This is a genomic window from Leifsonia sp. NPDC058230, assembly GCF_042882245.1.
Classification (GTDB): domain Bacteria; phylum Actinomycetota; class Actinomycetes; order Actinomycetales; family Microbacteriaceae; genus Leifsonia.
In genome coordinates this window covers 202,709-217,582 of sequence record NZ_JBHVWM010000003.1, presented here as the reverse complement: position 1 = coordinate 217,582, position 14,874 = coordinate 202,709, and the positions used below count along the sequence as shown (strand labels likewise).

At 66.6% G+C, this 14,874-nt stretch carries 13 protein-coding genes and 1 tRNA gene; 4 read left to right on the top strand and 10 right to left on the bottom strand.

Annotation, left to right across the window (positions count from 1 at the left end; genetic code table 11):
• Position 1: 1 nt before the first annotated feature.
• The 7 genes from ACFVV0_RS10870 to ACFVV0_RS10840 all read right to left on the bottom strand — a co-directional run bounded on the left by ACFVV0_RS10870 (position 2) and on the right by ACFVV0_RS10840 (position 8,243).
• Positions 2 to 1,156 carry an NAD(P)/FAD-dependent oxidoreductase gene (locus tag ACFVV0_RS10870; protein WP_387062382.1) on the bottom strand — a complete coding sequence of 385 codons (1,155 nt, stop codon included), beginning with the start codon at positions 1,154 to 1,156 and terminating at the stop codon, positions 2 to 4.
• On the bottom strand, positions 1,153 to 2,265 hold the full coding sequence (locus tag ACFVV0_RS10865) for an alpha-hydroxy acid oxidase (protein ID WP_387062379.1): 1,113 nt from the start codon (positions 2,263 to 2,265) through the stop codon (positions 1,153 to 1,155). The genes ACFVV0_RS10870 and ACFVV0_RS10865 overlap by 4 nt, the downstream gene beginning before the upstream one ends.
• Positions 2,265 to 2,861, bottom strand: a complete 597-nt coding sequence (locus ACFVV0_RS10860) for an isochorismatase family protein (protein ID WP_387062376.1) — start codon at positions 2,859 to 2,861, stop codon at positions 2,265 to 2,267. The genes ACFVV0_RS10865 and ACFVV0_RS10860 overlap by 1 nt, the downstream gene beginning before the upstream one ends.
• Before the next feature lie 90 nt (positions 2,862 to 2,951).
• Positions 2,952 to 4,553 (bottom strand): ABC transporter substrate-binding protein, encoded by a 1,602-nt coding sequence (locus tag ACFVV0_RS10855; protein WP_387062373.1) that lies wholly within the window; start codon positions 4,551 to 4,553, stop codon positions 2,952 to 2,954.
• A gap of 35 nt (positions 4,554 to 4,588) precedes the next feature.
• Entirely contained in the window at positions 4,589 to 6,418 is a 1,830-nt protein-coding gene (locus tag ACFVV0_RS10850; protein WP_387062370.1) for a dipeptide ABC transporter ATP-binding protein, read from the bottom strand.
• The gene (locus ACFVV0_RS10845; protein ID WP_387062367.1) at positions 6,415 to 7,278 is read right to left on the bottom strand and encodes an ABC transporter permease; all 864 of its coding nucleotides are present in this window, start codon (positions 7,276 to 7,278) and stop codon (positions 6,415 to 6,417) included. The genes ACFVV0_RS10850 and ACFVV0_RS10845 overlap by 4 nt, the downstream gene beginning before the upstream one ends.
• Positions 7,275 to 8,243: an ABC transporter permease gene (locus tag ACFVV0_RS10840; RefSeq protein ID WP_387062364.1), complete on the bottom strand. Its 969-nt coding sequence runs from the start codon at positions 8,241 to 8,243 to the stop codon at positions 7,275 to 7,277. Before ACFVV0_RS10840 ends, ACFVV0_RS10845 begins: the two co-directional genes overlap by 4 nt.
• A 261-nt stretch (positions 8,244 to 8,504) precedes the next feature.
• Between ACFVV0_RS10840 and ACFVV0_RS10835 the strand changes: the two genes are divergently transcribed.
• Entirely contained in the window at positions 8,505 to 9,185 is a 681-nt protein-coding gene (locus ACFVV0_RS10835; protein ID WP_387062361.1) for a helix-turn-helix domain-containing protein, read from the top strand.
• A 108-nt stretch (positions 9,186 to 9,293) separates the two neighbouring features.
• Positions 9,294 to 10,412, top strand: a complete 1,119-nt coding sequence (locus ACFVV0_RS10830; protein ID WP_387062358.1) for an NAD(P)/FAD-dependent oxidoreductase — start codon at positions 9,294 to 9,296, stop codon at positions 10,410 to 10,412.
• Between the two features lie 60 nt (positions 10,413 to 10,472).
• Here ACFVV0_RS10830 and ACFVV0_RS10825 read toward each other — a convergent pair whose 3' ends face one another.
• The 3 genes from ACFVV0_RS10825 to ACFVV0_RS10815 form a co-directional block, all read right to left on the bottom strand.
• Positions 10,473 to 10,886 carry a GNAT family N-acetyltransferase gene (locus tag ACFVV0_RS10825; protein ID WP_387063539.1) on the bottom strand — a complete coding sequence of 138 codons (414 nt, stop codon included), beginning with the start codon at positions 10,884 to 10,886 and terminating at the stop codon, positions 10,473 to 10,475.
• A 187-nt stretch (positions 10,887 to 11,073) separates the two neighbouring features.
• A tRNA-Thr gene (locus tag ACFVV0_RS10820) sits at positions 11,074 to 11,146 on the bottom strand.
• 55 nt (positions 11,147 to 11,201) lie between these two features.
• The gene (locus ACFVV0_RS10815) at positions 11,202 to 12,104 is read right to left on the bottom strand and encodes a DsbA family protein (protein WP_387062355.1); all 903 of its coding nucleotides are present in this window, start codon (positions 12,102 to 12,104) and stop codon (positions 11,202 to 11,204) included.
• A gap of 274 nt (positions 12,105 to 12,378) precedes the next feature.
• On the opposite strand from ACFVV0_RS10815, the gene ACFVV0_RS10810 reads away from it, so the two are divergent.
• Both ACFVV0_RS10810 and ACFVV0_RS10805 read left to right on the top strand, forming a co-directional pair.
• Positions 12,379 to 13,473: an ABC transporter ATP-binding protein gene (locus ACFVV0_RS10810; protein ID WP_387062353.1), complete on the top strand. Its 1,095-nt coding sequence runs from the start codon at positions 12,379 to 12,381 to the stop codon at positions 13,471 to 13,473.
• Positions 13,474 to 13,553: 80 nt separating this feature from the next.
• Positions 13,554 to 14,864, top strand: coding sequence for a DUF4032 domain-containing protein (locus ACFVV0_RS10805; protein WP_387062350.1), 1,311 nt, complete (start codon positions 13,554 to 13,556; stop codon positions 14,862 to 14,864).
• Positions 14,865 to 14,874: the final 10 nt, after the last annotated feature.

Sequence of the window (14,874 nt, the reverse complement as noted above, 5' to 3'; positions counted from 1 at the left end):
GTCACGCCGTGACGAGCGGAGTCTGCTCAGCGTCGTCGGCGAACCGCCCGATGGCGGGGGTCTGGAGGTAGAACCGTTCGGGGCGCGCCGCGGCCAGCTCCGGCACGTCCTCCCCCTGCAGCAGTTCGCGCACAGCCAGGTCTGCCCAGACGGGCCCCCAGCCGATGCCCCCGTGGGAGAGCACATGGTAGAGCCCGGGCGTCCACGGGAGTTCGCCCACCACGGGTCCGCCGGGCGGGATCGGCCGCACACCGACGCTGGTGCGCGCGACTCCGACCTGCTCGAGGGCCGGCAGCGTCGTGGCGATGTCGGCGAGGATGCGCTCAGCCGACCACCCGTTGGCTCCGTGGACCTTGGACATGCCCTCACCGCGCCAGTGGATGGCGAGACCGCCCGAAGGGTCGGGTCGGCTGAGCCAGGTCGGCGCGTCCAGCACGCATCCGGGGACCGCCGCCGGGTCGATCGGGTCGGTGTAGATCATCAGACCCGGCACGAGGTCGAGCGGGATGGCGACCCCGGCGAGCGCCGCGAGGTGGCTCCCCCAGCTCCCTGTCGCGTTCACCACCACATCCGCCTCGATGGTCTCGCCCTGGCCGGTCACGACACCGCGCACCGCATCGCCGGAGCGTACGAGTTCGACGACCGAGGAGTTCCGCCGCAGCGAACCTCCCTGTGCCTGGAACCGGGCGAGCAGGCGGTCGATCAGCGCGGGCGCGTCCACCCAACCGCTGTCCGACTCGAAGACGAACTCGTCATCGTCGTCGACACGGAGTCCCGGAAACCGCCCTCCGACCACGGCCGCATCGAGAAGGTCGAGGTCCACGCCGCGCTCGCGGCAGGTGAGGGCGGACTCGCGCAGCGCAACGCGTTCTTCAGGCGCACCCCAGGTGAGCGTGCCGACCCAATGGATCCAGTCTCCGCCGAGCTCGCTGCTGAGTTCGTGGAAGCGCGGATGGACGGTGCGTCGCAGCGCAGCGCGCCCCGGCTCCTCCGACCAGCTCATCTGCGGAAACGACGAAAGCCAGGCGAAGGACGACGAACTCGTTCCGCCTGCCGGCGCCCCCGCCTCGACGAGCACCACGTCGGCACCGTGCTCCCGCAAGCGGTAAGCGACGTTGGCGCCGATCGAGCCCGCGCCGACGACGACGATTCTCACGAAGCGTCCCGGAACACGGCCGGCGAGAGCTCGGCGATCCGGGAGACCCCGAGATGGCCGAGTGTGGTCCACAGCTCCTGCTGAAGCAGCTCGAGGGTGCGGAGTACTCCCCGCTCGCCATCGGCTGCCAGCCCGAGGGCCACGAGACGACCGAGGGCGACCGCGTCCGCGCCGAGCGCAATGGCCGTGGCGATGTCGCTGCCGCGCCGGATGCCGGAGTCGAGGATGATCGGCACGTTCGGACCGGCCGCAGCCCGGACCTCGGGGAGGATGTCGATCGTGGCAGCGGTGCGATCGATCGTGCGCCCGCCGTAGTTGGAGACGTAGAGTCCGACCGCGCCGGCGTCGAGGGATGCGCGTGCGTCTTTGGCGCTCTGCACGCCCTTGACGATGCACGGAAGCGGGGAGCGTGCGATCGCGCGCTGCGCCTGCTCCCAGGTCCAGCGCGGCTGCGTGAAGTCGAGGAGCTCGACCAAGGGCGCGGGGTTGGATCCGCCCGGCCCGAAGTTCGACTCGGCGAGGTTCGTTCGCGGTGAGAACCGGTCTTCGAGCAGGCGCTCGCGCCACTGACGGATCGGTGAGTACGTCACACAGATGTACTGGTATCCGGCCTCGGCCGCACGGTGCATCATCTCGACGACCTGGTCTTCCTCGCCCACGAACGTCATCTGGAAGATGGAGGCCGCACCCGAAGCCGCAGCCACATCCTCGAGCGAATACGAAGCCGCGACGGGGACCATCTGCCGGATGCCTGCCGCCTCCGCCGCTCGGCCGATCGCGGGGTGCCCGCCGAGGTGGAAGGTCGCCTCCCCACCGAAGGGCGCGATGAACGCGGGGAAGCTGAGGTCGTAGCCGAGCACGGAGGTGCTCGTGTCCGGGTTCTCGATGCCGGCGAAGAGGGGGGTGTCGAAGAGACGCCGGTCGAAGGCTGCAGTGTTCTCATCGACCGTGCGTTCGTCGCCGGTGCCGCTCCAGAGGTAGTTCCAGGCCGCCTTCGACAGCTGCCGTTTGGCCTCGCGGCGAATGCCACGCAGCGTGGTGAATCTCTCCGCCGACGCGAACCGGTCGTCTATCGTGGTGCCGACCCGGCCGGTCGGCGTGCCCACCATCAGGCTGCCGCCTCTTCGGATATGAAGGCGGCCACGATCTCGGCCACCGTACGTACGCGGCCGATGTACGGGAAGACATTCGCCAGCGATCCTTCGTGCATCGTCAGTGACGACGTGCCCATCGCATCCTCTGCGAAGACGACGTCGTATCCGTGGTTGTACGCAGTGCGCGCCGTGCCTTCCACACCGAAGTTCGTCGAGATGCCGGCGATGACGATCGTGTCGATGCCGTGACGGCGCAGCTGCAGGTCCAGATCGGAGCCGTAGAAGGCGTCGAAGCTGCGTTTGGTGATCACCGGTTCGGTGGCGAGCGGCTGCATCTCTGGGACGAGCTGATCCCAACCTGCCGGGCGCACCGGCTTCGCGGGGCGGGACACGTCCAACTTGGGGTGCAGAGCATCCGACTCATCCGGGAGGAAGCTCGTGCGCACGTAGACGACGAGGCCGCCGCCGATACGGGTGGCGTCCACCAGCTCGGAGACGCGCGCGATCACATCCTTCGCGGAGTTCGGCACGGAATCGTGCGAGGCCACTCCGTTCTGCATGTCGATGGAGATGAAGGCGGTTCGGGCGGGGTCGAAGAGACGGTCGGCCATGGTGCGGTTTACTCCTTGCGATGGGACTCGATTGACGACTCGAATTGTGCGGGTGGCGGCGTGCACAGTTCGCCGCCACCCGGGTTCTGGTTACTTCTCGGTGATGTGGTCGACCCACTGCTCCGAGTAGTACATGCCGTTGTAGTTGCTGTACTGGTACGGAGAACGGATCGCCATCAGGGTGCTCGGCCAGTAGAGGTTGACGTTCGGCACGTCCTTCGCCACGGTCTGCAGGATCGAGGTCATGAGCTTCACGCGCTCGGCCGAGTCGGTCGACGCGAGTTCGCTGTCGATCATCGCGTCGACCTCGGGATTCTTGTAGTTGGAGAGGTTGTACTGGTTGGGCACGGCGTGGCTCGACGGGTACTGGCTCAGGATGAAGTCGCTCGGGTCCGGGTAGTCCGGGTTCCACTGGGCGATCTGGATGGTGAGGTTGTCGTGGCTGCCGCTGATCAGGGTGACCCACTGCTGGTACGGGATCTCCTTGACGTTCAGTGTGATGCCGATCGACTTCAGGTTCTCTGCCAGCACCTGAAGCGCTTGTCCGAGCTCGGGGCGCGAGTCCGGGTAGCTGATGGAGGTGGTGAAGCCGTCGGGCACGCTCGACTTGGCCAGCTCAGCCTTCGCGGCCTTCAGGTCGAACGGGATGGTCGGGATGGAGTCGTAGATTTTCGCCACCTCGTCCTTGTCCGCCAGGTTGGTCCAGAATCCAGGCGAAGCGATCGCGTTCGCCGGCTTGGCATAGCCGCCGAGGACGTTCTTCGTGAAGCTCGCAGCATCCCAGGCGGAAGCGATCGCCTTGCGCACGTGGATGTCGTCGAACGGCTTGGTCTGCACGTCGAACATGAGCGAAGCGGTGGCCAGCCCCTCACCCTGAACGATGCTGACACCCGAGACGTTCTTGAATTGAGACACCTTCGACAGGGGGACGCCGAAGAAGCCGTCGACGTCACCGGAGCGCAGGGCCAGAGAGAGGGCGCTGGGGTCGGCGATGTAGCTGAAATCGATCGAAGCGACGGCCGGCTTCTTGCCCCAGTACTTGTCGTTGCGTTTCAGTGTGATGCCCGTGGATGCGTCGAACGACGTCACTGTGTACGGGCCGGAACCGACGATGGTCGTGCCCGGAGCACCGTACTCGGCGCCGGCCTCCTCCACGACGCTCTTCTCGACGATCGGAGCGAACAGCGGGTCGTAGATCCAGGTGGCGTCGGGCTTGGTGAGCTCGATCGTGACCTCGTCCTTGCCCGTGACGGTCGCCTCCTTGAGCGTCTTCAGGTGCGAGACGCTCGCCGAGGTGGAGCCCTCGGCGATGTGCCGATTGAACGAGTATGCGACGTCGTCGGCGGTCACGGGGTTGCCATCGGAGAAGGTGGCGTCGTCGCGCAAGGTGTAGACGTAGGTGGTCGGAGTCTTGGCGACCCACTTGGTGGCGATCGACGGCTCGAGCTTGAGGTTGTCCAACTTGACGAGGGACTCGTAGACGAGGCTGTCGACGACATTCGCGTTGGAGCTGAAGTCGGCGTACATGTCGATACCGCGCGGTGCGGCGGCGAGCGCCCATTTGAGATTGATGTCGTGGGAGCCTGCTGCGGCATCCTTCGACCCTCCCTGCGAGCAGGAGGTCAGTGCGAGGGCGGCCGTGACCGCGACTGCCGCGGCGGCGAGGATCGTCCTTCGACGGGATGTGGTCATGCGACGTTCACTTTCTCGAGGGGGAATGGTGCGGACTAGGGCAGGGCGACGGCGTTCTGCGGCACAGAGGCCACGAGCGACCGGGTGTACTCCTCTCGTGGTTCGTCGAGCACCCGACCGGTGGGGCCGTGCTCGACCAGTCGACCGCGGTGGAGTACATAGACACGGTCGGTGATCTGGCGCACGACCGCGAGGTCGTGCGTGATGAAGACGTACCCGACGCCGAGTTCGGCGCGCAGCCGGTTGAGGAGATTGAGGATCTGCGCCTGCACGGACACGTCGAGCGCGGACACGATCTCATCGCACACGATCAGTCGGGGCTTACGGGCGAGAGCACGGGCGAGAGCGACCCGTTGACGTTCGCCTCCCGACAGCGCGGCCGGCTTGCGGCGGGCATACGATCCCGGCAGGCCGACGAGTTCGAGCAACTCGACCACATCGCCGGCGGAGGCGGACCGATCGTCGAGCCGCAGTGCTTCGCGAAGCACGGAGCCGATCGCCCGGGCGGGGCTCAGTGTCGAGTACGGGTCCTGGAACGCCATCTGCACGTCCGAGCGCAGCTCGGCGACCTGGGCACGTCCGAGTGCCTCATAGTCGGATGCGTCGACACCGCCGATGCGGATGCTGCCGGCTGTCGGCGTCTCGAGGCCGACGATGCTGCGGCCGAGAGTGGTCTTGCCCGAGCCGGATTCGCCGACGATCCCCACGCTTTCGCCCTCCGCGACCTCGATCGAGACACCGTCGAGCGCCACGACCGTGCGCCCCCCGCGGGTGAACTCCTTGCGGAGGCCCTCCACCGCGAGAAAGGCGCCCGCACTCGGCAGCTCTGCGCGCCCCTGCACGACTGCGGTGGCTGTCGAGGGAGTCGAGGCCGCAGCGACCTGGGGGCGGATCTCCTCGATCCGGATGCACGCGGAGAGCCGGCCCGGCTCACCCCCGACCTCGCGAAGCGCCGTCGCCTCCGAGCGGCACGAGTCGGTCACCCACGCGCAGCGGTCGGCGAACGGGCAGCGGTGAAGGACGCTCGACGCTTGAGGAACCGAGCCCGGCATCGAGTGCAGCGTCGTCGCGCGATAGCCGAGCGGCGGGTCGGATTCGAGAAGTCCGCGCGTGTAGGGATGGAGCGGCTCGGCAAGCATCCGAGAGCTCTGCGCCTGCTCCAGCACCTGCCCTGCGTACAACACGTAGACGCGGTCGGCCATCGAGAACGCAACGCTCAGGTCGTGGGTGATCAGGATCATCCCGATGTTCCGGGCGCGCTGAACGCTCTTGAGGAGTTGCAGGATCTCGGCCTGGGTGGTGACGTCGAGGGCGGTGGTCACCTCGTCGGCGATCAGCACCGTCGGGTTCGAGGCGAGTGTCGCCGCGATTCCGACGCGCTGCCGCATCCCGCCGGAGAGCTCGAACGGATAGCGCGTCGCGACACTGGGGTCCAGGATGCCCACCTCGGCGAGGCGCTCGAGCTCGATCGCGCGCGCGGCGGCCCCGCGGAGACGCCGGCCTTTCGCGTCGCGCAACGTCTCGCTGATATGCCGGCCGCTGGGCATCAGCGGATTGAGCATCGTGAACGGGTCCTGGAAGACCATCGCGAAATCGTCGTGCAGACGTCGTCCGCGACCGCCGGGGAGGAGTTCGCTGCCGCGGTAGCGCACGCTCCCTTCCGTGGTGACTCCCGGGGGCAGCAGACCCATCAGTGCGCGGGCCGTCATGGACTTGCCCGAGCCGGACTCGCCGACGATCGCGATCGTCTCACCCGCGGCGACGCTCAGGTTGATGCCAGACACGAGAGTGCGCTGCTCTCCGTCGACCGAAGCAGTGACCCGCAGGTCTGTGACCTCGAGGAGCGGTTGGGTTGCAGCCGTCATGCTCGTGCCTTTCCCCGGGCGCCGAGCCGCTCGAGCAGCCAGTCGCCGACGATGTTCATACTCGCCGCCGTGAGGGCGATGGCGAGACCGGGTCCGACGGCTGCCCACGGGTTGACCGCGACGAGATCACGGCCTTCTGCGAGCATCCGTCCCCAGTCGGCCGCGCCCGGGGCGACGCCGAGACCCAAGAACGAGAGTGAGGCCAGTGTCACGATGCTGGTCGCGAAGTTGAGGAACGTCTGGGCGACGGTGAGCGGCATCAGCGTCGGCCAGACATGACCGACCAGGATGCGCCGGGAGGGCACGCCCACCACCCGCAGCGCCTCGACATAGGGGAGGTTGCGCTGTGCCACCGTTGCGCCGCGAAGCAGCCGGGTGTCCGCAGGCGCCGTCAGAACGATCAGCACGAGCACTGCCTCCCAATACGTGCCCTGGAGCACGCCGACCACGACGATCGCGATCAGCAGTTGCGGAACGGCGAACATGAGGTCGACCCAGCGCATGACGAGCGTCTGATACCAGCCGCCCCGATACCCGGCGGTGAGTCCGAGCACGGTGCCGATCAGCATTGCGCCGAACGCGATGATGACGGGCCCGATGAGTGCCGAGCGGGCGCCGACGATGATGCGGGAGAACACATCCCTGCCGAGGTCGTCGGTGCCGAGCAGGTGAGCGAGCGACGGCCCCGCGAGCGTTTCGTTCAGGTTCTGGGCTCCGGCGGGGTACGGCGCGATGAGCTGCCCGAACAGCGCGCAGAGCACGACGAGCCCGACGACCACGAGGGAGAACCCGACGAGAACGGAGCGCTTGCCACGTCTGGTTTTGACGAGGCCCTCAGGGACGGCGGCGAGTGCGGTCATGCGAGCGCTCCCCTCATTCTCACGCGCGGATCGATGACGAAGTAGCTCAGGTCGACCAGGAGGTTCACGACGACCACCAGCACGGCGATGAGCATGGTCGTGCCTTGCACCACGGGGATGTCCTTGTTGTTGATCGAGGAGATGAGCAGTGAGCCGATCCCCTGCAGGCTGAAGGTCTGTTCGATGAGCACCGATCCGGTCAGGGTCGTCGCGATCACCAGCCCCGCTGCTGTGACGATGGGGATGAGAGAGTTGCGCAAGCCGTAGGCGAAGAGGATGCGCATCCCGCCGACCCCACGGCTGCGCGCGAAGTTGATGTAGTCCTGGTCGAGACTCTCGATCAGGGCGGCTCTCGTCATCTTGGTCATGAGGGCCGTTCCCGTGATACCGAGAGCCAGGGCCGGAAGGCTGAGGTGCCAGAAGCGGTCGCCGAATTCCGCGTCACCGGCACCGATGACCGGGAACCAGCCGAGCTGGATGGCGAACACCCAGAGCAGGATGAGCCCGGTCGCGAACGTGGGCGCGCTGACACCGAAGATCGCGATGCCCACCGCTCCCCGATCGGTGGCGGTTCCTCGCTTGAGAGCGGCGGCGGTCCCCAGCACCAAGCCTGCGACGGCCGCGACGATGAACCCGTAGATGCTGAGAAAGAGAGTGACCGACATGCGTGCCGCGATCGCGGTGGTGACCGGCTGGTTGAGCATGATCGACCGGCCGAAGTCGAAATGGACCGCGTTGCCGAGCCAGATGAGGTACTGCACGAAGAACGGGTCGTCGAGGTGGTACTGCTGGCGGATCGACGCGACGACCTCGGGCGATTTCTCGCCGAGACCGAGGAGCACGTCCACCAGGTTGCCGGGCGCGAGGTAGATCAGCGAGAAGACCAGGAACGAGATGATCAGCAGCAGCACCACGAGGCCGAGCAGTCTCCGGGCGATGAATACGCCGACGACGCGGATGTCCATACTTTCGTCCTTTCGGAGCTCGTGGATGAGTTGTGATTTGTATGGACAGTAGTGCGAGACAGATTTGTGCGTCAATACTGGACGGCATTTGTTTACATGGCTGTGATATTGGCACCGAAGCCAGGTTCGTGTCCAGTATTGACGATGGAATCTGTGCAGAATATGCTCGTGCCAACAACGCGACGATCTGGTTGACCATCCGGTTGAATGGAGCCGTTCGTCGCCGATGAACACCGCACGTCCGAAGGTTAGGAGGAACCCGTGACGATCGACACCGGCGCGACAGGCGTCTCCATCGAAGACGAGCACTTCGCATTGCCCGACGATGCCGCTGACAGCGACGAGAGGTTCGCGTCCTCGCTGGTCGCCGTCGGTTCGCGCCTCCGTGACATCCGCCGGGAGGCCAAGCTGTCGCTCCGCGACCTGGCCACCGAGTCGGGGCTGTCGCCGAGCTTCCTCTCCCTGGTCGAACGCGGTGAGTGCTCGCTGTCGTTGACCTCGCTGTTCTCGATCGCGCACGCCCTGAAAATCGACCCGAGCGCGGTGCTCAACGCGGCCTCGACCCCGCCGCAGCCGAAAGCCGAGTACGGCCTCTGGCGCGGAGTCCAGCGATCGGTGAAGCATACGGTCGTCGGCGAACGTGAATACTTCCCCTTCGCCGCGGACATCGCGGGCGGAACGATGAACCCGATGTACTTCCGGATGCAGCCCACCTCGACGATCGCGCCCGCCGCGGTGCACGAGGGCGAAGAAGTGGCGTATGTCGTCTCCGGAACCCTGTGGATTCGTCTGCGCGAAGACGAGATCGACCTGGGCCCGGGCGATGCGATCCACTTCTCGTCGATGACACCCCACTCGATCGCAAACCGCACGAGCCAGGTGGTCGAGGCCCTCTGGCTCACCACCAACAGGTCGGACACCGCCCAGCACCACCGTTCCTGAAACCGCTCGACACCGACGAACTCTCGATCCAGCCCGCCGGGGACCACCGGTCCGGGCCATTCGACCATGCTGAGGCGACGCGATCCGTCGCCGGAATGAGGAAGAACCATGCCCGCCAGAACTGCGATCGTCATCGGAACCGGCGTTGCCGGCGCCGGCACTGCATTCGCTCTCGCCCGACGCGGCATCGCCGTCACGATGGTCGAAGCGGATCTCGTCGGCAGTGCGACAGCGGCCGGCGCCGGCATCATCCAGCCATGGAGCTCATCGGTCGATGGCGAGTTCTACCGCCTGTACGCAGCCGGGGCCGACTACTACGACGAACTGATCGGTCAGCTCGCCGCGACCGGCGTCCACGACATCGGCTACCGCCGGGCCGGCGCCCTCGTCGTCAACCAGGACAGCGAGCTGCTCGACGCGGTCGAGGCCCGTGTCGCATCCCGAGCCTCGGACGCCCGCGCAATGGGCGAGGTCTCGCGGATCTCCAATGAGCGCGCCCGAGAGCTGTTCCCACCGCTCGGTCCCGGATTCAGGGCTCTTCACATCGAAGGCGGAGCACGAGTGGATGGCCGCTCTCTCCGCGCCGGGCTCCTCGCCGGGGCGCAGACGCTGGGAGCGGTCGTGCTGCCGGGCACCGCATCCGTCGTCGGCACGGACTCGGGTGACTGGGCCGTCAGGCTCGATGGCGCCGACGGCCGCGAACTGACCGCGGACATTCTCGTGATCGCCGCCGGTGCCTGGACGAACCAGGTGCTCGAACCACTCGGACGCCGAATTCCGATCGAGCCGCAGCGCGGCCAGATCACACACCTGCGCGTCGGCACCGCCGACACCACATACTGGCCCTCGGTGCATCCGATCGCCAGCCACTACATGGTCGCCTTCGACGACTCGAGGGTCGTCGTCGGGGCGACGCGAGAGTTCGGCTCCGGTTTCGACCCTCGGGTCACCGCGGCAGGCCAGCGGCAGGTTCTCGACAACGCCCTCTCGGTCGCACCTGGGCTCGCGGATGCGACCCTCATCGAAACGCGGGTCGGCTTGCGACCGCTCCCCGACGGCGAGTTGCCGAGCGTCGGGCCTCTCGAGGGGATGCCGGGCGTCTACCTCAACGCGGGCTTCGGCGCGGCCGGGCTGACGATGGGACCGTTCATCGGAGAACTCCTCGCGACCCTCATCGCCGATGAGACGACGGCCCCGTCAACGGGATTCCTCTCACCCATCGCTTGAGCCGGCGATAGCGGGGAACTGCTCAAGCCAGAGAAACCGTGCTCGCGCCAAATCCGAGCCTCAGAGCCGCCGCACATAGGTTTGCGAGAACGCACCGCTAAGGCTATGCGGTGCCGGCCGCCCCAGCGGATGCCATCCGTGCTCTCTGTACAGCCGTACCGCCCTGACGTTCGACAACAGGACATGAAGTACGAGCATCCGATGACCAGCCGTGCGCGCCCTCGCAGTGACGTCATCGAGCAGTAGCGAACCCAGACCGGCGCTCTGACGTTCCGGCGATACGGCGACCATCGCCAAATACGCTGCCTCCGGGGGATCTTCAGGCACGCCAGAACCAGGAACGGTCACCAGCGCGAACCCTGCCGGGCCGGGCCCACTGTCAGCGACAGCGAAAGCGACGTGCGTGCGCTCGAACTTCTCACGCGCTCGCTCACCAGTCCCCTCGGGCGCCGACCGTTCATCCCGGGCTGACACGGCCGCGACCCACAAGCCAACGCACGTGTCGATATCCGAAGGGGTGCCCGGTCGGATGCCGCGAGCAGGATCATCCAGGACCACGGCTCCCACCCTCTCGTTCCAATGTCCAAGGAGATCTGTATCTGTGGCGTTTGCACAACAGTCGCCACTGTGTTGCTTTCCGCGGCTTCTCGCGGATCAGAAGAGCCGGCCACGGGACTCGAACCCGTAACCTTCGCTTTACAAGAGCGGTGCGCTACCAATTGCGCCAGGCCGGCCGAAGACGGCAGGGCCGTCTCGCCCCACCATCCTAGAGGATGCTCCGCCGGTGGCTCAGCCCGCCGACGGGGACGGCGACGGGGTCGATGTCGAGTACGAGTCGCCCTGCGCCTGCAGCACGAACGCCTTGAAGTCGGATGCGCTCTTGAGCGAGCCCGTGTACTGCTTGCCATTGACCAGCACCAGCGGCGCGATGGTCAGCTTGCTCACGCTCGAGTTCGGGATGGGTCCCGCGAGGGCGCGGTCGCTCGCATCGGTCACCCAGTTCTTGTAGGTGCCGTCGTCGATGCACGAGCCGATCGAGGTGGTCTCCTTCGCACCCGCGGAGGCCACGCGGTCTTTCAACTGCGCATCCGTCAGACCGCTCCCGCCCTCCTTCGGCTGGTCCTCGAAGAGCGAGTTGTTGAAGTTCCAGAAGCTGTTGGGCGAGTAGTTCGCCACGCAGGCGGCCGCGTTCGCCGCCCGCAGCGAGTATCGGGTGCCGTTGGAGTGGCTGGTCAGAATGGCGATCGGGTGCACTTCCATGGTCACCGCGCCGTCTTTCACGAGCGGCTCCAGCTGGTCGGCGTTGGTGCGCTGGAAGTCGCCGCAGAGGGCGCAGAGGTAGTCCACGTACACCCGGATGTTGACCACGCTTCCGCTCGGATCCGGCGTCGAAGCGACGGGTGCCGCATCCGCCGCCAGAGACGGGGTGGTCTGAACCTTCAGGCCTGCGCCGATGACGACACCGTCGCTGGCCATGTTCTTCGGACCGGGAACGGTCGGGCGGATGGCGGTGACGATGATGACGGCGACGACGGCGATGATCGCGAGCGCTCCGACGACGATGCCTCCGGAGAGGAGAAACTTGTTGCGACGATCCTTCCGCTGCTGCGACGTACGCAGCTGAAGGGCCTTCTCCCTCGCTGCAGCACGCCGTTCGTTCTCGGGGCGGCTGTCTTCGGGACCGTCGGTCATGGATGTCACTTTCGGGGGTTGCTCGTCTCGCTGCCGGGGGTGCAGCTCAGGGGTCGTGCGCTGACGCACCGAAGAAGCGTATTTCGCCAGTCTGGGAATCCCCTAACCAGCGGCTGAACGCTGCGGGTGGCGTGGGTGATGAGCTGTGGTCACGACCCTCTCGCCGATGCCATACTATGGGGTCGTGGTCGCTGTCGCCCTCGGCGGTGGCACCGCATCATCCATCACTACGGATCGTCCGGCACGTACCTGCCGGTGAAGGAGTAAGAAAACCATGGCTACGGTCACCTATGACAAGGCAACCCGTCTGTACCCGGGTTCCACTCGCCCCGCTGTCGACCAGCTCGACCTCGACATCGCAGACGGCGAATTCCTCGTTCTCGTCGGCCCCTCCGGCTGCGGAAAGTCCACCTCGCTGCGCATGCTCGCCGGCCTCGAAGAGGTCAACGACGGCAACATCTTCATCGGAGAGCGCAACGTCACCGACGTTCCCCCGAAGGACCGCGACATCGCGATGGTCTTCCAGAACTACGCGCTGTACCCGCACATGACCGTGGCCGAGAACATGGGCTTCGCGCTCAAGATCGCCGGCGTCAACAAGGACGAGCGCGCCACCCGCGTTCTCGAGGCCGCCAAGCTCCTCGACCTCGAGCCGTACCTCGGCCGCAAGCCGAAGGCCCTCTCCGGTGGTCAGCGTCAGCGCGTCGCGATGGGCCGCGCCATCGTGCGCAGCCCCCAGGTGTTCCTCATGGACGAGCCGCTGTCGAACCTCGACGCCAAGCTCCGCGTGCAGACCCGCACCCAGATCGCATCGCTGACCCGCCGTCTCGGCGTCACCACGGTGTACGTCACGCACGACCAGACCGAGGCGCTGACCATGGGCGACCGCATCGCGGTGCTCAAGGATGGCGTGCTCCAGCAGGTCGGCACCCCGCGCGATCTCTACGCACAGCCGAACAACGTGTTCGTCGCCGGCTTCATCGGCAGCCCGGCCATGAACCTGTTCTCGGCCGACGTCACCGACGGCGGCGTCAAGTTCGGCACCTCGGTCGTCCCGATCGAGCGCGAGATCATCGCGAACGCCGGCTCGTCCGTCACGATCGGCGTTCGCCCGGAAGACGTCGTCGTCTCCACCAGCGAGGGAACCGGCCTCAAGGTCACAGTCGACCTCGTCGAGGAGCTCGGCGCCGACGGCTACCTGTACGGCCACTCCGAGATCGACGGCAAGCGCACCGACATCGTCGGTCGCGTCGACGGTCGCATCCACCCGAACGCGGGCGACACCGTGTACATCACCCCGAAGCCGGGCCACGTCCACGTCTTCCACGCGGAGAACGGCGAGCGCCTCGGCGGTGCCGTCATCGACTGATCCGTCGAGACAACAGTTCCTCACTCTGCCGCAGTCCGGTCCCGGGCTGCGGCAGAGTGCTTTCACGATAGGTTTTCCTCATGGCCGGCTCCCTGAACATCACTGCGGCAACCGTCGATCCTGCACTCCTCGACCTCCCCTGGAATCTCCCCCTCGACGAGTGGTCGAACGAGCACATCGCGATCCTCCCCAAAGGCATCTCACGCCACCTGGTGCGTTTCGCCAACCTCTCCGGCTACGTCATCGCCATCAAGGAGACCACCGCTGAGATGGCGAAGCGCGAGTACGAGATGCTCCGCACCCTGCAGCGCATGGACATCCCCTGCGTCGACCCTGTCGCCGTGATCACCAACCGCACCGACGACGAGGGCGATGCGCTCAAGGCGGTGCTGGTGACACGGCACCTCAAGTTCTCGCTCCCCTACCGCGCGCTGTTCTCCCAGACCCTCCGGCCCGACACCGCGACCCGCCTGGTGGACGCACTCGCGGTGCTGCTGGTCCGCCTCCACATCGTCGGATTCTTCTGGGGTGACGTCTCGCTGTCGAACACCCTCTTCCGGCGCGATGCCGGATCGTTCGCCGCCTATCTCGTGGATGCGGAGACCGGCCAGCTCTACGAGGGCGGCCTCTCCAACGGCCAGCGCGAGAACGACCTCGAGATCGCCCGCGTCAACATCGCCGGCGAGCTGATGGACTTGGAGGCCGGCGGCAGAATCGACGAGGAGCTCGACCCGATCAAGGTCTCGAACGGCATCGTCGCGGCCTATCGCTCGCTCTGGAAGGAACTGACCGGCAGTGAATCGTTCTCCTCATCGGAGCGCTGGCGTATCAGCCGTCGCGTCGACCGTCTGAACGAGCTCGGTTTCGATATCGAGGAGCTGGCCATCAAGACCTCGGATGAGGGGACGACCGTGCGCATCCAGCCGAAGGTCGTCGACGCCGGTCACCACCAGCGGCGCCTCTTGCGTCTGACCGGACTCGACACCGGGGAGAACCAGGCCCGCCGCCTGCTCAACGACCTCGACTCGTACTCGGCCACCCTCGGCAAGCAGGGTCTCGACGAGGAGGCGATGGCCCACGAGTGGCTCATGCGCGTCTTCGAGCCCGTCGTGCGCGCCATCCCCGCCGATCTGAAGGGCAAGCTCGAGCCCGCCGAGGTGTTCCACCAGTTGCTCGAGCACCGCTGGTTCATGTCCCAGGCGGAGGACCGGGATGTGCCCCTCGCCGAAGCGCTGACGTCGTACATCAACGACATCCTGCGACACCGCCGCGACGAGGCGACCGTCATCGATCCGCCGACCGAGACCATCAGCATCCCCGTGCTGGCCTCCGAGGCCGGCACCGCCGCGCCCGACGACTCGGACGAGGACGACTGGCGCTCGAAGGTCTGACGGCGGCGCG

Bases quoted from the DNA above. Each gene is read 5' to 3' on its own strand.
- ACFVV0_RS10865 (WP_387062379.1), bottom strand. From the start codon at position 2,265: ATGGTGGGCACGCCGACCGGCCGGGTCGGCACCACGATAGACGACCGG.
- ACFVV0_RS10860 (WP_387062376.1), bottom strand. From the start codon at position 2,861: ATGGCCGACCGTCTCTTCGACCCCGCCCGAACCGCCTTCATCTCCATC.
- ACFVV0_RS10855 (WP_387062373.1), bottom strand. From the start codon at position 4,553: ATGACCACATCCCGTCGAAGGACGATCCTCGCCGCCGCGGCAGTCGCG.
- ACFVV0_RS10850 (WP_387062370.1), bottom strand. From the start codon at position 6,418: ATGACGGCTGCAACCCAACCGCTCCTCGAGGTCACAGACCTGCGGGTC.
- ACFVV0_RS10845 (WP_387062367.1), bottom strand. From the start codon at position 7,278: ATGACCGCACTCGCCGCCGTCCCTGAGGGCCTCGTCAAAACCAGACGT.
- ACFVV0_RS10840 (WP_387062364.1), bottom strand. From the start codon at position 8,243: ATGGACATCCGCGTCGTCGGCGTATTCATCGCCCGGAGACTGCTCGGC.
- ACFVV0_RS10830 (WP_387062358.1), top strand. From the start codon at position 9,294: ATGCCCGCCAGAACTGCGATCGTCATCGGAACCGGCGTTGCCGGCGCC.
- ACFVV0_RS10815 (WP_387062355.1), bottom strand. From the start codon at position 12,104: ATGACCGACGGTCCCGAAGACAGCCGCCCCGAGAACGAACGGCGTGCT.
- ACFVV0_RS10810 (WP_387062353.1), top strand. From the start codon at position 12,379: ATGGCTACGGTCACCTATGACAAGGCAACCCGTCTGTACCCGGGTTCC.
- ACFVV0_RS10805 (WP_387062350.1), top strand. From the start codon at position 13,554: ATGGCCGGCTCCCTGAACATCACTGCGGCAACCGTCGATCCTGCACTC.